Below are 20469 nucleotides of genomic sequence, written 5' to 3'. Positions count from 1 at the left end.
GGTGGCTTGGTTGAAAAATAAATGGATTACTTTTTTGACAGGCAGAGTACTAGTGAAGGCGACAGGACCAGGAATGGAACGCTTTATTAATCGGCTCGCTCGTTCCGGACTTAGTATATGGAATGTGAAAAGAAATTATGAAGGAACAGTGTATTTTTATATTACATGGCCTGATCTTCACAGATTACGTCGTGTAGCAAGGAAAGCTGATTGTACTCTTTATTTTATACGTGGGGAAGGATTGCCATTCCTTTGGAAAAGGATACTAAAAAACATTGGGTTTCCTATCGGAATTGTACTCTTTTTTGTTCTCATTTTATTTTTATCTAATATTACGTGGGGGATTCAAATCCAAGGGGCTGATCCAGAAACAGAACATAAAATTAGAAAAGAATTGACGAATCTGGGAATTGTGAATGGATCTATGCACTTGTTTTCAGAAAAACCAGATCAAATTCAAAAGAAGCTAACAGATAAAATCGATAACATTACATGGGTTGGTGTTGAATTAAAAGGGACAACTTATCATTTTCAAGTCGTACAAAAAACAGAGCCTGATAAAGTAGAAGAGGCGAGTCCACGTCATTTAGTGGCAAATAAAAAAGCAGTGATTGCGAAAATGTTTGTTGAAAAAGGAAAAGCAGTTGTGAAAAAAGACCAATTGGTTGAAAAAGGGCAAATGCTTGTCTCAGGTGAAATTGGCCAAGAAGACAAGTCTAGGGCGATTATTGCCGAGGGAGAGGTTTGGGGATACACATGGTATAATACGAAGGTGAGCTTCCCTCTGGATACGCCTCTTAAGGTTTTGAATGGAAGGGAAATGAGAAAGTATTTTTTACATTTGGGAAAGCTGCAATTGCCAATTTGGGGATTCGGTAAAAACGAATTTGCTAAATATGAAACGGAAGTAGACAATAATGATATCTTTTTCTTGGGAAAAAAACTTCCCATCCAGTATTCAAAAGAGACGATTCGAGAAACAGAAGCAATTCATCGAAATTTAAAGCAAAAAGAAGCACTAGAAGCGGCAAAGGAACTGGCTAGAAGGGACTTGGAAATGAAAATTCCTCCAGATGCCAGTATTGATAAGGAAATAATTTTGCAAGACAAAGTCGAGAATGGTAAAGTTACATTATCAATTAATTTTCAGGTTTTAGAGAATATTGCCGTAGAAAAACCAATCATTCAAGGAGACTGACGGATGTCTGAAGAAAACACAACAGCAAAGATTGAATTAGAAAATGCAGAAGAAGCATATAGGTTATTAGGGAATGCGGATAGTCATATCCGCTTACTTGAGGAACAATGGAAAGTGTCGATTGTGACTCGCGGGGAAAGCATAACAATCTCAGGAGACACCACCGATATTGGAATAGTCGAGCAAATCATTAATCAATTACTAAACGTTATTCGAAAAGGGATTCAAGTAAGCGAAAGAGATGTAACGTACGCTTCTAATATGGCCAAAGCTGGAAAAATTGAATATTTTGCTGATCTTTTTAATGAAGAGATTGCACGAAATACGAAAGGAAAAGCGATTCGCGTAAAGACTTTGGGTCAACGTGAATATATAGACTCGATTCGGAAAAAGGATCTTGTATTCGGCATTGGGCCAGCAGGAACGGGAAAAACCTATTTGGCCGTTGTGATGGCGGTGAATGCGCTGAAAAAGAACCATGTGAATAAAATCATTTTAACACGTCCCGCAATTGAAGCAGGAGAAAGCCTTGGCTTTCTGCCAGGTGATTTAAAAGAAAAGGTTGATCCTTACCTACGTCCTCTATACGATGCGTTAAACGATGTTCTTGGGGCAGAACATACCCAGCGCTTGATTGACCGTGGTACAATCGAAATAGCACCTCTCGCTTATATGCGAGGACGTACATTGGATGATGCATTTGTGATTCTGGATGAGGCCCAAAATACGACTCAAGCGCAAATGAAAATGTTTTTGACACGTCTCGGTTTCGAGTCGAAGATGGTGATTACCGGGGATTCGAGCCAAGTCGATTTACCGAAAGGCGCAAAGTCTGGCTTGATGGCGGCAGAAATGATTCTAAAAGATGTAAACGGTATTTCTTTTATTCATCTGAATCAAAGCGATGTTGTTCGCCATCCACTTGTTTCGCGAATTATTCAAGCATACGAACGTAATGATCAATTACCACGTTCTTAACCACTGCCATTTTACCGTTTTGCCCAAAAGGGTGAAACGGTTTTTTAACAAAAGGTAAGAAAGTATAAAAATTGGCTAGTGTTAGGGTCTAGCTCCAGCACCTAGCCCCGAGAGGCTCGCAGGATGCGGGTCCATCGGCGTTGCGACGTACAGGATGTACTAGTGCAGACGAAGCGATTGTCGTCGCGTTTGAGCCTCCCTGAAACCTATGAAGGGAAAACGGCTCTTAGATTTCAAAACATTTGCTTGTCGCCGATAGACGGGTGCCTTGCGCTTTTCTTAGGAATCTTAAAAAAATAATGCTTTCGTTGTGAAAAACTGCTATCATTTGAGTAACTGAATATCCGTCAGCTATTAAAGGGTATGGAGGATGTTATGAAATTTCATGCATACATAAGTAAAATACGTTCTTTTCTAAGCTATAAAGTGTTCACAACATTGATTTATTGCTTATTGGCTTTAGTGCTTCTGTTAATTCTGTATCATAATATGAAGCCTGAAACATATGATATGGAAAAATTCCAAGTCGCTGATAAAACGATCCGTTCACCTAAGACGATTGAAGATGAAATGAAAACAGCAGAAGAGCGAGAAAAAGCATCTGAAGCAGTAGATAAGGTATATGTGTTTAAAAAAGAGATGGCACAAAATCGTGTTTCTTTACTAACTTCTATTTTTGATTTTATTTCGGAAACGAACCACGAATCAGATCAGAATGGAAAAGAAGAAGATAAAAAGAAAAAAGAACAATCAGAAGAGATTCCATTACAAGACAGATTGAAAGTCTTAAAATCGAAATTAACGGAAAATGTGTCAGAGGATATTACAGATTCCATTTCTGATACGATATTAAATTCACTTTTACAGGCAGAAGAGTCTGATTTAGAAACAACAAAAAATGTCGTGATCCAAAATGTGGAAACGGCGATGACAGAAAAAATCCGTGATGATGATTTAAATGATGTGAAAAAGCTTGTGCAGAATCAAATTAGGGCAGCAGATTTGCCTGAGGCAATGGAAAAGGCTGGAGAAGAATTGGGGCAATACGCTATTGTACCAAATGATCTATACGATCCAGAGTTAACGGAGGAACGAAAAAAACAAGCAATGGCTGAGGTGGAGCCAGTCAAAATTTTGCAAGGGCAAATTGTTGTTCAAGAAGGCCATTTAATTGATCGGGATTCCTATCGTCAATTGGAGCTGCTCGGATTATTAAAAAGTAATCCTACCATCAAGCCTTTAATTGGACTAGCTTTGCTTGTTATCCTTGTCATTGGTTCGATTTATATTTATTTTTCAAGAATCGATTTGCCTGAAGATAAGAAGCAAAATTACTTATTACTATCAAGCTTCATTTTCATTTGTTCTCTGGTTGTAATGAAAATTGTTGGTCTGATTGATGCAGAAATAAATGATATGGCATATATATTCCCAGCTGCAATGGCACCGATGCTAATTAAAATATTGATGAATGAACGGTTGGCTTTGATTATGACGATTATGCTTGCAACCTGTGGGAGTATTGTCTTTCATGATGGAATCGCAGGGACGATCAATGTTGAGGTCGCCATCTATATTCTTTTTAGTGGGCTAGCAGGTATTTTGTTTTTATCAGGTCATAATGAAAGAAATCATATCTTGCGTGCAGGGATTTTTATCTCCCTTATTAACCTACTCTTAATCTTGTTTTTAATGTTTAGTGGGAGTGGGCAGTATACACCGACGGAATATTTATATTACGCTCTATATGCGGTGGTTTCTGGTCTTCTTTCAGCTGTATTCACAATTGGCTTATTGCCATTTTTTGAAGCAGGATTTGGAATTTTATCAACAATGAGATTAATTGAACTGTCGAGTCCAAACCATCCATTATTGAAGAAGATATTAACCGAAACACCAGGTACCTATCATCACAGTGTGATGGTCGCCAATTTAGCTGAATCTGCTTGTGAAGCAATAGGTGCAAATGGACTTTTGGCAAGGGTTGGTTGTTATTATCACGATATCGGAAAAACAAAAAGACCGCCTTTTTTCATTGAGAATCAATTAAATATCGAGAATCCCCATGATCAGCTTCCGCCTGAGACGAGTCGGGATATTATTCTAGCCCATACAACTGATGGAGCTGAGGAATTAAGAAAACATAAGCTCCCGAAAGAGATTGTTGATATTGCGGAACAGCATCATGGAACAAGTCTTTTAAAATTCTTTTACTATAAGGCAAAAAAAGAGAATGAAGAGATTGCTGAAAGTGAGTTTAGGTATTCAGGGCCTAAACCACAAACAAAAGAAATAGCGATTATTAGCATGGCAGATAGTGTAGAAGCAGCGGTGCGCTCAAAGACAAATCCAACACCAGAAGAAATTCGCACACTTGTTCATCAGATTGCACAAGATAAGCTGCTCGATGGCCAGTTTAATGAGTGCGACCTAACTTTAAAAGAAATTGAAAAGGCGAAAAAGGTGTTTTGTGAGACATTGAATGGCATATTTCATTCACGAATTGAGTATCCTGACATAAAACAACAGAAGGTGATAGATGGTGGCACTCCTAATTGATACGATAGATGAGACAGGACAATTAACAGAGGAAAACTTAAAGATGGTCGAAAAGCTATTAATGTATGCGGCTGAAATAGAAGAAATTCGTGAAGACGCAGAAGTTTCCTTAATGATTGTTTCCAACCCAAAAATACAAGAAATCAATAAAGAATATCGGGGAAAGGATCAAGTGACGGATGTGATTTCCTTCGCACTTGAGGAGAATTCTGAAGGAGAGAAGTTGATTCAAGGTGCACAGTTACCACGTGTACTTGGAGATATAATTATCTCTCTTGATCGAACGAAGGAGCAAGCACATGAATATGGACATTCCTTTAAACGAGAATTAGGCTTTCTAGCCGTCCATGGCTTTTTACATCTACTTGGATATGACCATATGAACCGAGAGGATGAAAATCGTATGTTCATGAGGCAAAATGACATATTGGCAGGTTTTGGTCTTGAAAGATAGGAGCAGTTTATCTCTGAAGCGATTGGTATCCGCCTTTAAGTATGCGATAGAAGGGATTCAATATGCAGCTAAAGTAGAAAAGAATTTTCAAATTCATCTTGTGTCTGCAGTAATTGTGATCATTCTCTCTTTTCTTTTAAGACTTGATAAAATCGAATGGATTTTTATGATGATCTCCATTTTTGGCGTAATGGCTTTAGAATTAGTAAATTCTGCGATGGAACGGGCTGTTGATTTAGCTACAGACAAAATTCAGCCTTTAGCAAAACAGGCAAAAGATTTAGCGGCCGCTGCAGTGTTAATTTATACGCTGATGGCCGTTTTAATCGGTATCCTTATTTTAGGCCCAAAAATCATACAGTTATTTCATTAAGTAGCTTCTAAAATTGATTTTTTTGAAGCTCTTTTTTTTTTAGAAATATAATAGGGTGTATGCGCATTCGCCCATTTTTACCCATTTAGCAAAAAAAGCTATGCCAGAATTTGAATGTGTTAAGCAGGTACGGTAAAATAATTTTACGGTCATTTTCGATCATGAAATGGAAATGTTCAAAAAACTTTCTTGAAAATGATAACTTTTGAATGAATTTGTAGTAAAATAAGGTATGAAAGATGAGGAGAACTATTTGAATATGGAGCAATTGGTAACAGCAGCGAGCGATGCAAGAGAAAGAGCTTATGTTCCCTATTCTACATTTGCGGTTGGGGCAGCTGTTTTGACCAAAGATGGAAAGCTTTTTACAGGATGCAATATTGAAAATGCATCTTACGGGATGACGAACTGTGCAGAGCGGACAGCGATTTTTAAAGCAGTCTCAGAAGGTGAAACAGAATTTACTACATTACTTGTGATAGCTGACACAGCGCGGCCTGTACCTCCATGTGGAGCATGTCGCCAAGTCTTAGCGGAGTTCTGTCCAAGGGATATGCCAGTGATTTTAACCAATCTCCAAGGAGATCAACAACAGACAACAGTCGAAGAACTATTGCCATTTGCATTTACAGCGGAGGATATACATGATGAATCGAAATGAAGAAAGTGAAGTTTTTAAATCTGGTTTTATTTCTATCATTGGTAGGCCGAATGTGGGGAAATCCACTTTTTTGAATCGCGTAATCGGTCAAAAAATTGCCATTATGAGTGATAAGCCGCAAACGACAAGAAATAAAGTTCAAGGTGTTTTAACAACAGACGATGCACAAATGATTTTTATAGACACACCAGGCATCCATAAACCGAAGCATAAACTAGGCGATTTCATGATGAAAATTGCAGTCAATTCCTTAAAAGAGGTAGATCTTATTTTATTTATGGTAAATGCTGAGGAAGGGTTTGGACGCGGTGAAGAGTTCATCTTGGATAAACTAAGTGGAATCCAAACACCAGTTTTTCTTGTGATCAATAAAATTGATCTTATTTCTCCAGATACGCTTTTAACCACTATAGATACTTATAAGGAAAAATATGATTTTGCAGAAATTATTCCGATTTCAGCAATAGAAGGAAATAATGTTGAACGTCTACTGGAACAAATCCGGGTACGGCTTGAAGAAGGTCCTCAATTTTATCCTGCAGACCAGGTTACCGATCATCCTGAGAGGTTCATTGTATCGGAAATGATCCGTGAGAAAGCGCTTCATTTAACGAGGGAAGAGGTACCACATTCCCTTGCTGTGGTGATTGATAAAATGGAACGGCGTAAGGAAAAAGAAATGATTGATGTAATGGCTACTATTATTGTGGAGAGAGACTCGCAAAAAGGGATTGTCATCGGAAAACAAGGGAAACTGTTAAAGGAAATCGGCAAACGAGCTAGAGAGGATATTGAAAAGTTACTTGGGTCAAAAGTTTATTTAGAATTGTGGGTAAAGGTCCAAAAGGATTGGCGAAATAAAGCGTTCCATTTACGTGATTATGGTTTTACTGAAGAGGAATATTGACACATATAAGGAACTTTGACAAATTTTATACAGTATGGTTAGAAGAGATGATGGGAAAATAATCTTATTCGGCTTTATCTTAGAGAAGACGAAAAATAATTGATCACTTGGAAAGGCGGGAATTTTAAAATGTATGAATTTACGTGGAAAGTTTTCAAAGAAACAGGTAATGTCAATACGTATCTGCTTCTAAAAGAACTTGAAAAAGAAGAGCATTTGAATATTCTGCCATGTAGGGAAAATACGGACGAAGCAGACTGCACACAAGTGACTTAAGCGTGTGAATTATCCCAAATGCTGTGAATGCAGTGAAAGGGGATAAAATCAATGGTAAATAAATTTGAAGGTATTGTCATTAGAACAACAGATTATGGGGAATCAAATAAAATTGTGACAATCTACACAAGAGAGGCTGGAAAAATCGCTGGAATGGCCAGGGGAGCTAAGAAACCAAGTAATCGGTTGTCCAGCGTTTCCCAGCTCTTTACATACGGATACTTTGTTATCAGCGGAACACGAGGATTAGGGACAATTCAGCAAGGAGAAATGATTTCATCCCTTCGATATATAAGGGAAGATATTTTTAAAACAGCTTATGCTTCCTATATTGTCGAATTGCTTGATAAGGGAACCGAAGAAAAAGAGAGTAATCCATTTTTATTTGAATTACTTTATCAAACATTGCTCTACATCAATGAAGGATACGATCCTGACATTATCACAAATATATTTGAAATGAAAATGCTCAATGTTTTTGGGTTATATCCTGAGATGAATCACTGTGCTCTTTGTGGAAACACTGAGGCATCCTTCGGTTTTTCGATTAAAGAAAATGGTCTAATCTGTCAAAATTGTTTCCAAAAGGATCCGCATTATTTTCCGGTCTCGCAAAATACGATTAAGTTGTTAAGATTATTTTATTTCTTTGATATCCATAGACTAGGATCAATATCAGTAAAAGAGGGAACGAAAAAGGAACTTCGAGACGTTATTTCCACTTATTACGATGAATTTTCTGGTTTGAATTTAAAGACGAAGCGTTTTTTAGATCAATTAGGGAAGTGGAAGAACCAATTAGGTGACTAATTTACTGACTGATATAACGGTAAATATTGACTTTTGCTCAAATTTCAGCTATTTTCTTCTTATAGAACATTTATTTAGACTGTGAAGAAGGAAAAGAGTAACAGAAAATCGTTTCATTTTAGCGAACCTGGAATGGTGAAAGCCAGGTATGAAGATTCTGTGAACGGCATTCCTGAACAGCAAATGGAAAAAGTTGGCTGCTAACAGTAGCAAATAGGGTGGAACCGCGGGTAAACTCTCGTCCCTATGCTAAAAGCATAGAGATGAGAGTTTTTTTGATGTTTAAATTGAATGGAGGATGAACAGAAGTGAATGTTCAAGAGATGATTTTGACCTTACAAAAGCATTGGTCTGACTATGGGTGCATTCTTATGCAGGCTTATGATGTAGAAAAAGGGGCAGGTACCATGAGTCCTTATACATTTTTAAGGGCCATTGGTCCAGAGCCTTGGAATGTGGCCTATATAGAGCCATCAAGAAGACCAGCAGATGGTCGTTATGGAGAAAATCCAAATCGTTTATATCAACATCATCAATTTCAGGTGATTATGAAACCATCTCCAGACAATATTCAAGAAATGTATTTAGAGTCTTTAAAAGCAATTGGCATTGATCCACTCGAGCATGATATTCGGTTTGTAGAAGATAATTGGGAAAATCCTTCTCTCGGTTGTGCGGGTCTTGGCTGGGAAGTTTGGCTTGATGGAATGGAAGTCACACAATTTACTTATTTTCAACAGGTGGGTGGATTGGAATGTAAACCTGTATCTGTTGAATTAACATATGGGATCGAAAGGTTGGCTTCTTATATTCAGGATAAAGAAAATGTATTTGATCTTGAATGGACGAATGGATTTACAATTCGTGACATTTTCTACCAACCAGAATTTGAACATTCGAAGTATGCATTTGAAACATCGAATCAGAAAATGTTATTCGATTTGTTTAACACATACGAAACAGAAGCAAAGGAACAGATGAAGTATGGTTTAGTTCATCCAGCTTATGATTATATCTTAAAATGTTCGCATGTTTTTAATTTACTTGATGCGAAAGGTGCTATTTCTGTAACCGAAAGAACCGGGTATATCGGGAGAATGAGAAGTATGGCTAGACAAGTTGCCAAAACATTTTATGAGGAACGGGAAAAACTTGGTTTTCCAATGCTAGAACAAAAGGAGGAAGCCAATTATGAGTAATCAAGATATATTGCTGGAAATTGGGCTTGAAGAAATTCCTGCTCGATTTGTATTAGATGCTGCCGATCAATTACAGAAAAAAACTAAAGAGTGGTTAAAGGAAAGAAAAATAGAATTTGGAGAAGTGCGCGCGTTTTCGACTCCGAGAAGGTTAGCGGTCCTTGTATCCAATGTAGCTGAATCCCAAGAAGATACGGAATTAGAAGTGAAGGGACCGACAAAGAAAATTGCATTGGATCAAGAAGGGAATTGGTCAAAAGCCGCAGTCGGTTTTTCGAAATCTCAGGGAGCAAAAGTAGGTGATATCTTTTTTAAAGAATTAAAAGGGGTAGAGTACGCTTTTGTTCAGAAATTTGAAAAGGGGCGTGCAACGGAAGAAATCTTATCGGATCTGAAAGAAATTATTACATCACTTCATTTTCCAAATAATATGCACTGGGGAAATTTAAACACACGTTATATCCGCCCCATTCGTTGGATTGTTGCTTTATTTGGGCAAAATATCATCCCATTCACCGTCGCCAATGTGGATTCAGGTAATCAAACGTATGGGCATCGTTTTCTAGGTGAGAGGATTCGCTTAACAGCGCCAAAAGAATATGAACAACTGTTACTTGGCCAGTATGTGATTGCAGATTATGAAAAAAGGAAAGCAGCGATCAAAGAACAAATAGCAAAACTAGCGGATGAACAAAACTGGATTATTCCCGTTGACCCGACATTATTAGAAGAGGTTACAAATCTTGTGGAATATCCAACTGTTTTTCAAGGTTCTTTCCAAAATAGCTTCCTTGAATTACCGAAAGAAGTCTTAATTACCTCCATGAAGGAGCACCAGCGATATTTTCCAGTCGAAGACCAAAACAATCAGCTCCTTCCTCATTTTATTGCTGTTCGAAACGGTGATCATCGACATTTGGAAACCGTCATGAGAGGAAATGAAAAAGTGCTCCGTGCCCGTTTGCAAGATGCGGATTTCTTCTATCATGAAGATCAAAAATTGTCCATTGACCAAGCACTAGAGAAGTTAAAAAATATTGTGTACCATGAAAAGCTTGGAACACTTGCAGAGAAAGTAAAGAGAGTAACATCGATCGCGGAAGAAATCGCACAGATGCTGGATGTTTCAGAGCTGGAAAAAGCCTCAATTAGCAGAGCGGCTGAAATTAGTAAGTTTGATTTAGTGACGAATATGGTGGATGAATTTCCAGAATTGCAGGGAATTATGGGGGAAAAGTATGCTTTGCTCCACGGTGAGAAACCTGAAGTAGCCCAAGCCATCAGAGAACATTACCAACCGATTCATCCAGAGGACCCGGCGCCAAGTTCGATTGTCGGCTCAGTGATCAGTATAGCTGATAAATTGGATTCGATCGTTTCTTCCTTTTCGATCGGCTTAGTGCCAACTGGTTCACAGGACCCTTATGCTCTCAGACGACAGGCTGCCGGAATCGTAAAGATATTGCAGGTGAAAAACTGGGATATAACCTTACCAGCCCTATTCAAATTAGTTTTAAAAGGAAATCATCAAGAAGGTAATCAAGAACTATACGAACAACTTAAAAAGTTTTTCAGACTAAGATTAAATTATTTATTAGAAGAAAAAGGAATTCGATATGATATTGTGGAAGCTATATTAGACAGTGAGTGGAATAGTATCCCAGAGCTCCTTCAAAGAGCTGAACTATTGGAACGAAATAGTCAACAACCAAACTTTAAGGCCATTGTCGAATCATTATCAAGAGTACTAAATATCGCAAGCAAAGCAGAGCAAACCGCAAACATTCATAAGGATCTTTTCGAAAATGAATATGAAAAGAAATTGTATGAAGAGTGGCAGCAAGTAGAAACCTTAATGACAAATGATCACTCTGTGGAAGCCCGTTATCAATCACTAGCCACCTTAGAACCAGTGATTTCAGCTTATTTCGATCATACTATGGTCATGACAGAAAACGAATCACTTAAAACAAATCGCTTGGCACAAATGAAAAAATTAGCTAAACTCATCTATCAATTCGCAGATATGAATAAAATACTCGTGAAGTAAACAAAAGCGCAAGCGCCTTGATCAGCCCCGACAAGCAAATGTTCCTGAAACTAGGAAGGGGGTTTTTCCCTTTCTAGATTCAGGGTTATTTGACCTCGAGGGGCTAGGCGCTGGAGCTGGATGAAACAAAAGCGCAAGCGCCTGTTCAGTGATGTAATGATTTGAAGACTTCTGACCTGCTGCGTGCGGGTCTGAAATTAAAGAGACTGGGTCATAAGTATTTGCACCAAAGAAAAAATCGAATTACTAGGGGGCATATACCCCTGCTTCGGAAATATGCTTCGCTTTCCTCGGGGCGTGTCAAGTTTCCTCAGGCTTTGCCGAACTCTCACTTCCCGCAGGTGTCTACGTATATTTCCTCCGCTAAAGGTAATGCATTGTTCGTCTTTGGAGCTTAACGTTGTAATTATGCCCCAGCCTCTTCCAAAAGGGGTTGTGTAGTTAGTGACTGAGCCTATTATTTATGTAGTATCAGACTCTGTAGGGGAGACTGCTGAACTTGTAACCATTGCAGCATTAAGGCAGTTTAATGGTTCAGATGCCTTAATTAATCGTTATCCCTATATCGAGAACAAGGAAGATATTGATCAAATCATAGCAAAAGCTATTAAGGATCAAGGAATGATTGTGTACACATTAGTGAAACCTGAGATAAGGGAATATATGCAAAGAATGACATACATGCATCAGATTAATGGGATTGATATCATGGGGCCATTAATGGATAAATTTGAAAAGAAATTTGAAAGAGCACCATTAAATGAACCTGGCTTAGTAAGAAAGTTAGATGAAGATTATTTTAAGCGAATTGAAGCAATTGAATTTGCAGTTAAATATGATGATGGACGTGACCCCCGGGGATTACTGCGAGCTGATATTATTTTGATTGGAGTTTCTAGAACCTCGAAAACACCTTTATCCCAACACTTGGCATTAAAAAGTATCAAAGTGGCCAATGTCCCAGTTCTTCCTGAGATAGACCCTCCCAAAGAGTTGTTTACTGTGGACCCTAAAAGATGTATTGGTTTGAAAATTAGTCCGGAAAAATTGAACCATATCCGCCGAGAGAGATTAATCGCCCTAGGATTAAATGATAATGCAAGTTATGCGAACATCGAAAGAATAAAAAGAGAATTGGAATATTTTGATTTCATTTCCGAAAAAATTGGTTGTACGATTATTGATGTTACGAATAAGGCGGTAGAGGAAACAGCTAATTTGATTATTAGTTATATGAATCACCGAAAAGGATAAATTATTCAGTTGTTAATCATGGCAAAACTATTAGAAATACGTTATAATATAGTTTTGTGTTCAATAAGTGCCTAAAAAAGGTTTAGTGCAAAACGTTTAGGAATACACTAGGGACAATGGAGAGTTACCGGAGACGGGAAAAAACGACATGTTTCCTTAATTACTTTTCATAATAAGAAGGAATCAGCGGAGTGATGTAGAATTATAGATAATAAACGCATATTTGTTGATGCAGATGCATGTCCTGTAAAAAAGGAAATAATGAAAGCCGCAGATCAATACGGCTGGCATGTTCGCTTTGTGGCTTCCTACGATCATAAACCTACTGATTTAAATGATCAGGAAGATTGGGTGTTTGTAGATCCTGGAAGGGATTCGGCAGATCTCTATATTTTAAATCATCTTCACCCGAACAATCTGTTAATTACACAGGATATAGGCTTAGCTAGCTTAGCGTTAGCGAGAAATGTCCATGTGTTATCACCACGTGGAGTGCCTTTTAAAGAAGACTCCATTCAAACAGCCCTTGATTTTCGATACTTATCTGCTATCGAAAGAAAAAAAGGGAACTACAGTAAGGGGCCTAAGACGTTCACTGATGGTGATCGAAATAGGTTTATAAAAACTCTTTGTGAATTGTTGTCGAATTTTGAAGGAGATTCAACATTTGCGTCGAATTAAAAATAAATGGCAAAAAATATGCTATTTTCATTGAATAAGGAGGATGTTTAACTAGTTAGATGAAAATAAAAAAATTCATCATCTCTTACATCTTCTTTAACGTGTTAATAAGTTTAACTTTAATAGATGGAGATGGACTGTGTGGCAAGGATTCCTGAGGATAAGATTGCCGAGATAAAACAATCGGTTGACATCGTTGATGTAATTAGTGAATACGTTCAGCTAAGAAAACAGGGCCGTAATTATTTTGGACTGTGTCCTTTTCATGGTGAAAATACTCCATCATTCTCTGTTTCACAGGAAAAGCAAATCTTTCATTGCTTTGGTTGTGGGATGGGAGGAAATGCCTTTTCTTTTATTATGGAAATGGAAGGAACCTCCTTTCAAGAAGCGGCTGAAAAGGTTGCTGCGAAAGGAAATGTTGAACTTCAAATAGACCCAAGCGCCTATAACGATAACCAGAGTTCATTACCTCCCGAGCAAGCTGAGATGATCAAGGCCCATGAATTGCTAACAAAATTCTACCATCATCTGCTCTTGAACACCAATGAAGGAGCCGATGCTCTTCAACATTTACTTAAAAGAGGTTTTACAAAGGAGAGTATTCAAAAATTTAATATCGGCTATTCTTTGCCGGAGTGGAATTTCGCGGTGAATTATTTAGAACAGCATGGCTTTTCTTTAGAAACCATGGATAAAGCCGGATTGCTAGCTCGTCGGAACAAAGATCAGGCTTTTGTTGATCGTTTCCGCAATCGCATTATGTTTCCACTTCTAAATGAAAAAGGGAAAGTTATCGCATTTTCAGCGAGATCCCTTTCAGACGAAGACCATCCAAAGTATTTAAATACTCCAGAAACATTGCTTTTTCATAAAAGCTCACTTTTGTACAATTACTACCAAGCAAGGAGTCATATACGCAGGGTTGGATATACAGTTTTATTTGAAGGCTTTGCGGATGTAATATCTGCCGATCGAGCTGGAGTTTCCAATAGTGTCGCTCTTATGGGGACAGCCCTAACGGAAAAACATATTCAGCTATTAAAAAGATTATCAAATACCATTGTCCTTTGTCTTGATTCAGATGATGCAGGGGTGGAGGCAGCTTTTAAATCAGGTTCTTTACTAGAAAGATTCGGGATGGATGTGACCGTAGCTCAATTGCCTGAGCAATTGGATCCCGATGACTACATTCAGCAATATGGAGAAGAAAAATTCCGTGCGGATGTAATAGGGAATGCTCAAACATGGATGGCTTTTAAGTTATTTTATTTTCGAAGAGGGAAAAACCTTCAACATGAGGGGGATTTACTCAGCTTTATCGATAGTGCCATCATAGAAATTGCCAAGTTAGGGAACGCTGTAGAACGGGATATGTATGTAAGACAGTTGTCTGAAGAATTTTCTCTGTCTCTTGAAGCTTTAATGTCGCAACTAAATGATCGGATTCAACCACCTGTCATTAAAGAAATCGAACAACAACAGACAGAGGTGCGACAATCAGAACATCCAATAGCAGATCTTCCGAAACAACAACGATTGCCAGCAATCGCATTAGCTGAACGACAATTAATTGCTAAAATGATGCAACAAGAGGAATTAGTTTACCGAATCATGGAAATGATGGGGGATGGAGCCTTCCATTATGATGAGCATCAAGCGATCGTTACGTATTTGCTTGGCTATTATGAGGAAGGAAATAAACCAGACTCAAGTTTATTTATGAATTATCTTCCAGATGTAAAATTACGAAAAATTGTTTCTGAAATAGAGATGTTGGCTGTTGATCATGAATATAGTGAAAAAGAGTTAAATGATTATGTGGGCCATGTGTTGAAATATCCTAAATTGTTAATGATAAAAGAAAAGCAAGCAGAACAAAAAGCAGCTGAACGAAAGAAGGAATTTGGGAAAGCAATAGAATTGGCTAAGGAAATAGTGGAATTGCGCCGATCTCTTTGATTGTATATAGCTTAATTCTTTTACTTCGATGAGCAAGAATACATGTGAAAAATGATATTTATGCTGTAGAAGCTAACCATTGTTTAAGGAGTTTTACGAAGCTTAATGGCATTAATACAGCCTAGCATACGTAAACAAGCATCGCGTTAGCTTAATGTTGGAAGGAGGAAAATGCATGGCTGAAAAATCAGCTCGTTCCAATGAAACTGATACTGAACTTACTGTAGATCAAGCGAGAGATCAATTGATTGAACAAGGTAAAAAAGTTGGAACTTTAACATACGAAAAAATTGGAGAAAAACTAGGTCATTTTGACTTGGATTCTGATCAACTGGATGAATTTTATGAGCATCTTACAGATCAAGGGGTAGAGTTAGTTGAAGATTCCGATGAGGAAGAGGTTCCAAATGTTAGTGATATTCAAAAAGAAAGTGAAGAAGAATTTGATTTAAATGACCTGAGTGTTCCCCCAGGTGTAAAAATTAATGATCCAGTGAGAATGTATTTGAAGGAAATAGGACGTGTAGACCTTTTATCAGCTCAAGAAGAGGTTGAATTGGCTAAGCGAATTGAACAAGGTGACGAGGAAGCCAAGAAACGATTAGCTGAAGCGAATCTGCGACTTGTTGTAAGTATTGCCAAGCGCTATGTAGGTCGCGGTATGCTGTTTTTAGACTTGATTCAAGAAGGCAATATGGGTCTCATTAAGGCAGTTGAAAAATTCGACTATGATAAAGGGTTCAAATTTAGTACGTATGCAACGTGGTGGATCCGTCAAGCTATTACAAGAGCAATTGCTGATCAGGCGAGAACCATCCGGATTCCCGTGCATATGGTCGAAACGATCAATAAATTGATCAGAGTACAACGTCAATTATTACAGGATTTAGGTCGTGAACCAACTCCAGAAGAAATTGCTGAAGAAATGGACATGACACCAGATAAAGTCCGTGAAATTTTGAAAATCGCGCAAGAGCCTGTGTCATTAGAAACACCCATTGGAGAAGAAGATGATTCCCATTTAGGTGATTTTATTGAAGACCAAGAAGCGACATCGCCATCAGAGCATGCTGCTTACGAACTTCTAAAAGAACAGCTAGAAGATGTATTAGACACATTGACAGATCGAGAAGAAAATGTGCTAAGACTTCGTTTTGGGCTTGATGATGGTCGTACACGCACGCTTGAGGAGGTAGGCAAAGTTTTCGGTGTCACAAGAGAGCGGATAAGACAGATTGAAGCGAAGGCCCTTAGAAAACTAAGACATCCTAGCAGAAGTAAGCGACTAAAAGACTTTTTAGAATAATCCGGAATACTTACAGTTTACTTCTGGTTTCGGAAGTAAACTTTTTCTTTACTGAGAGGGATGGCAGTTGTCTGCCCCCTCCCTCTTTCCTATTAACGATTTATAATAATGCTTTTTCAATAATATAAAAGAGAGGCAACTCCGAATGAAGGATGATAAAAAAACCGTCCTATTACATGAAATCAATTTCTGGAAGGAGCATAAAATTCTTCCAGAGCATTACTGTGATTACCTCATCGCCTTGTATACACAGGGAGATGAAAACCAACAGCCCAAAAAACGGAAAAGAAACAAGAATATGTTTCAATGGGAAGCTATTTTGTCATTACTGCTAGTAACATTTATCGTAGTAATGGCTGTAATAACATATATTACAGCTATTTCATTTGGAATGCAAACGCTTTTTCTGTCTATTTTTGTCGTCGTCCTTATTTTTTGTTGGTTTTATTTTCGTAAAAAAAAATCAAATCCTATGCTTGTCTATATTACGGCAGCTTTTTTACTACTCTTTTATACCGTTCAAATCAATGCGGCTTTTTTTGAAAATAAGACAGCTAGCTTATATTGGCTTCTACTATTAAATTGTATGATGTGGATTGTTGGTGGACTGATTGGGAAAAAGCTATTTTTCACGTTATCGGGTTTTATCGCCACACTATTATTGCTTCTCGTTATGATCATTTAGCAAGTCATTTTTGGCTAAATATTGAATAATACATGAATTTTACTGCAAAAGCTTTTACTTTTTTTGTATTTCGAGTAAAATAGAGTTGTTTGAAGCATAATTTATATTGTATACATAGTGATCTTACTAAGGAGGGCTTAAGTAGTGAAACGTAATCCACTCGTTCCCTATTTTCTAATTTTTGCAATGGGATTTGTCATCATTTTTTTCCTCGGGATTAAAGGGATTGGGGACGCTAAAGAAATAGCTAATGAAGGAGAAGAAGGTGGCGAAGAAGAAGTCGCTTTTGATCCTGAATCATACGCAACTCAAACTTGTATTTCCTGTCATGGTGAAAATCTAGAAGGCGGTGCTGGTCCTTCACTTCATGGAACAGGGCTTTCCCAAGAAGAAATTGCCGAGATTCTAACCAATGGAACAGATGGTGGAATGCCAGCTGGATTGGTAGAACCAGATAATATTGATGAAATGGCTGAGTATGTGGCAAATCTAAAATAACCAAGTATGTAAGAAGAGTTCTTTGCATTTTGCAAGGAACTCTTTTAACTTTAAAAGATAAGAAGTATAAATTTGGCTAATACTGGATCTAGCTCCAGCGCCTTGCCCCGAGAAGCTCACGGGATGTCGCGCCTTTAGTCGATGTTCTGCTTAATAAGCCTAAACCTATGAAGGGAAGGATCGTCCTTCCAAGGTTCAGCAATATTTGCTTGTCAGAGGGCAACAGGATGTTGGTCAGAAAGGCGTTGCGACATATAGGAAGTACGAGTGCAGACGAAGTGACAGGACGTCGCGAACATAGCCTTTCTTCTTACACCAAGGCGCTTACGCTTTTCCTAATAAGGGTGATGGAATGAATAGTGAAAAACTGTCGAAAAGATTGGAAACCGTTGTTTCATTTATTAAATCAAGTATGAGCATTGCTGATATTGGTTCAGACCACGCATACTTGCCATGTTACGCTGTAAAAAAGGGAATCGCCATCTCCGCCATTGCTGGAGAGGTTGTAGAAGGACCTTATCAATCAGCTCTTAAACAGGTTGAGGCGGCTCATTTAACAGACAAAATCTCGGTTCGAAAGGGAAATGGCTTGGAAGTGCTTCAATCCACGGATCAAGTAGACTGTATTATCATTGCTGGAATGGGAGGAAGTCTAATTACAGAAATATTATCGGCTCAGAAGCAAAAATTAGCCTCTGTAAGCCGTTTGATTCTTCAGCCCAATATAGCTGCTGAAAAAGTACGAAAGTGGCTCTATGAGCAAAACTGGCAGCTTATAGCTGAACAGTTGATAGAGGAAGAGGGGAAATATTATGAAGTTCTTGTAGCTGAACATGGTAATCCATCCCTTCCTTATACAGATGTAAGCAAGGAATTTTTATTAGGACCATTCTTATTGAAAAAAAAGGACGACCTTTTTAAGCAAAAGTGGCATGGTGAACTGCGAATATGGGAAAAAGTGTTACTAGAATTAAATAAGGCAGAGCGGAATCAAGTAATAGAGAAGAAAAAACAAGTGCTCATAAACAAAATAGCCATAGTAAGGGAGGAGATTATGTGAAGGAAGTAAAGGCAGGTCAAATCATTCAATTATTTGAACAGTTTGCACCAAAGAAGTATGCGTTTGAAGGAGATCCAATTGGTCTACAAGTAGGTTCATTTCAAAAGCCTGTAAAAAATATTATGATTGCCTTAGATGTATTAGAAAATGTTGTCGATGAGGCGATTGAAAAAGAGGTCGATTTGATTATTGCGCACCATCCGATGATTTTTCGGCCGATGAAAAAGATCCAAACAGACTTAGCCCAAGGTAGAATTGTGGCCAAGCTGCTAAAACATGATATAACTGTTTATGCTGCCCATACGAACCTAGATATAGCAAAAGGGGGCGTAAATGATATGTTAGCTGAAGCGCTCAAGCTTGAAAATACGTCTATTCTTGTTCCAACTTATGAACAGCAACTAAGAAAATTAGCTGTCTATGTTCCCGTAGAGGATGAGGAAAAGATACGCACTGCCTTAGGAGAAGTTGGTGCTGGAGCAATTGGGGATTATAGTCATTGTTCCTTCTCAGCAGAAGGGACTGGGCGGTTTTTACCAGGCGATCATACGGACCCATATATTGGGCGGTATGGAAAGCTTGAGGCCGTTCCAGAAGTGAAAGTGGAGACTGTTTACCCTGTTGAAATAGAGAAAAGGGTAATCAAAGCGATTTTGAAAGCACATCCTTATGAAGAGCCGGCATATGATCTCTATGATCTTGCTTTAAAAGGGGAAGAGCTTGGACTTGGAAAAATCGGGGAGTTATCAGAAGAAATGTCTCTAGGAGATTTTGCCCTTTTCACTAAGAAAGTATTGGATTCTCCTGGGATACGAGTTGTTGGTAATCTAGAGGACAAAGTGAAAAAAGTCGCTGTATTGGGCGGGGATGGCAATAAATACTTCTCTCAAGCTAAATTCAAAGGGGCTGATGTTTATGTCACAGGAGATTTCTATTATCATACAGCCCATGATGCAATGAATCTCGGGTTAAATATTGTCGATCCTGGCCATAATGTTGAAAAAATTATGAAGAAGGGTGTATCGGAGATCCTCAGGGATGAATGTAAAAGTAGTCGACTTGATGTGAATATATTTCCATCAGAGGAAGATACAAACCCGTTTATCTTTTTATGATAATATAGAAGAAAAGCACAAAATTCATAAAGAATTTTGTGCTTTTTCTATTGTTAAGGAAACTATAAAATTGACGCTTGTGGATAAGTTATAATTTTGATTTTTGTCGTCTAGATCCAGCGCCCAGCGACTAGCAAACTTTCAGCTTCTTCCTATGATAAGTCAACATCGGCTCATGCTTCGCCGTGTATCCTTTATCTCAGGCCTACAGGATGTAGGTCGGAACAGCGTTGCGCCAGGACGACGCGTTTTTAGCTGTTCATCCTTACTATGAAAGTTTGTACGTCGCTAAACGGGCGCTTGCGCTTTTGTTCTTGTTTAGCGTACTATGTCAAATACTTTTTTTCCCATTTTTAAGTATAGGAAATACACCTACCACCGTGAATTTCCAAAAAATGGTTTAGTAAGTAGCAACTAACAGTGAACTCTATGTTCATTCACCA

Annotated in this window: 19 protein-coding genes and 1 other annotated feature; all 19 genes read left to right on the top strand. The window is 38.2% G+C overall.

Features of this window, described 5'->3' with window-relative positions; genetic code table 11:
- Position 1 precedes the first annotated feature (1 nt).
- The gene (yqfD, locus tag KI375_RS07130; RefSeq protein ID WP_244852393.1) at positions 2 to 1198 is read left to right on the top strand and encodes a sporulation protein YqfD; all 1197 of its coding nucleotides are present in this window, start codon (positions 2 to 4) and stop codon (positions 1196 to 1198) included.
- Between the two features lie 3 nt (positions 1199 to 1201).
- Positions 1202 to 2176, top strand: a complete 975-nt coding sequence (locus KI375_RS07125) for a PhoH family protein (RefSeq protein ID WP_212972824.1) — start codon at positions 1202 to 1204, stop codon at positions 2174 to 2176.
- A gap of 375 nt (positions 2177 to 2551) precedes the next feature.
- A complete protein-coding gene (locus KI375_RS07120; RefSeq protein ID WP_212972823.1) occupies positions 2552 to 4735 on the top strand; it encodes an HD family phosphohydrolase in 2184 nt (727 codons plus the stop codon).
- The gene (gene ybeY, locus KI375_RS07115; RefSeq protein WP_212973161.1) at positions 4719 to 5189 is read left to right on the top strand and encodes an rRNA maturation RNase YbeY; all 471 of its coding nucleotides are present in this window, start codon (positions 4719 to 4721) and stop codon (positions 5187 to 5189) included. Before KI375_RS07120 ends, ybeY begins: the two co-directional genes overlap by 17 nt.
- Positions 5179 to 5562 carry a diacylglycerol kinase gene (locus KI375_RS07110; protein WP_244852391.1) on the top strand — a complete coding sequence of 128 codons (384 nt, stop codon included), beginning with the start codon at positions 5179 to 5181 and terminating at the stop codon, positions 5560 to 5562. The genes ybeY and KI375_RS07110 overlap by 11 nt, the downstream gene beginning before the upstream one ends.
- 253 nt (positions 5563 to 5815) lie before the next feature.
- Positions 5816 to 6223: a cytidine deaminase gene (locus KI375_RS07105; RefSeq protein ID WP_212972821.1), complete on the top strand. Its 408-nt coding sequence runs from the start codon at positions 5816 to 5818 to the stop codon at positions 6221 to 6223.
- Positions 6210 to 7130 (top strand): GTPase Era, encoded by a 921-nt coding sequence (era, locus tag KI375_RS07100; RefSeq protein ID WP_212973160.1) that lies wholly within the window; start codon positions 6210 to 6212, stop codon positions 7128 to 7130. The genes KI375_RS07105 and era overlap by 14 nt, the downstream gene beginning before the upstream one ends.
- A gap of 129 nt (positions 7131 to 7259) precedes the next feature.
- Positions 7260 to 7406, top strand: a complete 147-nt coding sequence (locus KI375_RS07095) for a YqzL family protein (RefSeq protein ID WP_207451427.1) — start codon at positions 7260 to 7262, stop codon at positions 7404 to 7406.
- Positions 7407 to 7457: 51 nt separating this feature from the next.
- Entirely contained in the window at positions 7458 to 8216 is a 759-nt protein-coding gene (gene recO, locus KI375_RS07090; protein ID WP_212972820.1) for a DNA repair protein RecO, read from the top strand.
- Positions 8217 to 8291: 75 nt separating this feature from the next.
- Positions 8292 to 8465: a binding site (T-box leader), on the top strand.
- A gap of 59 nt (positions 8466 to 8524) precedes the next feature.
- Positions 8525 to 9415 (top strand): glycine--tRNA ligase subunit alpha, encoded by an 891-nt coding sequence (gene glyQ / locus KI375_RS07085; RefSeq protein WP_212972819.1) that lies wholly within the window; start codon positions 8525 to 8527, stop codon positions 9413 to 9415.
- Positions 9408 to 11465, top strand: coding sequence for a glycine--tRNA ligase subunit beta (gene glyS, locus KI375_RS07080; protein WP_212972818.1), 2058 nt, complete (start codon positions 9408 to 9410; stop codon positions 11463 to 11465). Before glyQ ends, glyS begins: the two co-directional genes overlap by 8 nt.
- 444 nt (positions 11466 to 11909) lie before the next feature.
- Positions 11910 to 12719: a pyruvate, water dikinase regulatory protein gene (locus KI375_RS07075; protein ID WP_207452714.1), complete on the top strand. Its 810-nt coding sequence runs from the start codon at positions 11910 to 11912 to the stop codon at positions 12717 to 12719.
- 261 nt (positions 12720 to 12980) lie between these two features.
- A complete protein-coding gene (locus tag KI375_RS07070; protein ID WP_212972817.1) occupies positions 12981 to 13400 on the top strand; it encodes a YaiI/YqxD family protein in 420 nt (139 codons plus the stop codon).
- A gap of 141 nt (positions 13401 to 13541) precedes the next feature.
- Entirely contained in the window at positions 13542 to 15362 is a 1821-nt protein-coding gene (gene dnaG, locus KI375_RS07065; protein ID WP_244852389.1) for a DNA primase, read from the top strand.
- A gap of 175 nt (positions 15363 to 15537) precedes the next feature.
- Entirely contained in the window at positions 15538 to 16668 is a 1131-nt protein-coding gene (gene rpoD / locus KI375_RS07060) for an RNA polymerase sigma factor RpoD (protein ID WP_212972816.1), read from the top strand.
- Positions 16669 to 16813: 145 nt separating this feature from the next.
- A complete protein-coding gene (locus KI375_RS07055) occupies positions 16814 to 17353 on the top strand; it encodes a hypothetical protein (RefSeq protein WP_212972815.1) in 540 nt (179 codons plus the stop codon).
- A gap of 144 nt (positions 17354 to 17497) precedes the next feature.
- Positions 17498 to 17851 (top strand): cytochrome c550, encoded by a 354-nt coding sequence (gene cccA / locus KI375_RS07050; RefSeq protein ID WP_212972814.1) that lies wholly within the window; start codon positions 17498 to 17500, stop codon positions 17849 to 17851.
- A gap of 352 nt (positions 17852 to 18203) precedes the next feature.
- Complete coding sequence (locus KI375_RS07045) at positions 18204 to 18911, top strand: tRNA (adenine(22)-N(1))-methyltransferase (protein ID WP_212972813.1); 708 nt, start codon at positions 18204 to 18206, stop codon at positions 18909 to 18911.
- Positions 18908 to 20026, top strand: coding sequence for a Nif3-like dinuclear metal center hexameric protein (locus KI375_RS07040; RefSeq protein WP_212972812.1), 1119 nt, complete (start codon positions 18908 to 18910; stop codon positions 20024 to 20026). The genes KI375_RS07045 and KI375_RS07040 overlap by 4 nt, the downstream gene beginning before the upstream one ends.
- Positions 20027 to 20469 lie beyond the last annotated feature (443 nt).

This window comes from Bacillus sp. J14TS2, from assembly GCF_018333015.1.
Classification (GTDB): domain Bacteria; phylum Bacillota; class Bacilli; order Bacillales; family Bacillaceae_C; genus Lederbergia.
Note: the sequence above shows the minus strand (reverse complement) of the source record. Positions and strands in the feature narration are given on the sequence as shown.

Bases quoted from the DNA above. Each gene is read 5' to 3' on its own strand.
- KI375_RS07120 (WP_212972823.1), top strand. From the start codon at position 2,552: ATGAAATTTCATGCATACATAAGTAAAATACGTTCTTTTCTAAGCTAT.
- era (WP_212973160.1), top strand. From the start codon at position 6,210: ATGAATCGAAATGAAGAAAGTGAAGTTTTTAAATCTGGTTTTATTTCT.
- KI375_RS07055 (WP_212972815.1), top strand. From the start codon at position 16,814: ATGAAGGATGATAAAAAAACCGTCCTATTACATGAAATCAATTTCTGG.
- KI375_RS07070 (WP_212972817.1), top strand. From the start codon at position 12,981: ATGAAAGCCGCAGATCAATACGGCTGGCATGTTCGCTTTGTGGCTTCC.
- KI375_RS07095 (WP_207451427.1), top strand. From the start codon at position 7,260: ATGTATGAATTTACGTGGAAAGTTTTCAAAGAAACAGGTAATGTCAAT.
- rpoD (WP_212972816.1), top strand. From the start codon at position 15,538: ATGGCTGAAAAATCAGCTCGTTCCAATGAAACTGATACTGAACTTACT.
- recO (WP_212972820.1), top strand. From the start codon at position 7,458: ATGGTAAATAAATTTGAAGGTATTGTCATTAGAACAACAGATTATGGG.
- glyS (WP_212972818.1), top strand. From the start codon at position 9,408: ATGAGTAATCAAGATATATTGCTGGAAATTGGGCTTGAAGAAATTCCT.
- KI375_RS07045 (WP_212972813.1), top strand. From the start codon at position 18,204: ATGAATAGTGAAAAACTGTCGAAAAGATTGGAAACCGTTGTTTCATTT.
- KI375_RS07125 (WP_212972824.1), top strand. From the start codon at position 1,202: ATGTCTGAAGAAAACACAACAGCAAAGATTGAATTAGAAAATGCAGAA.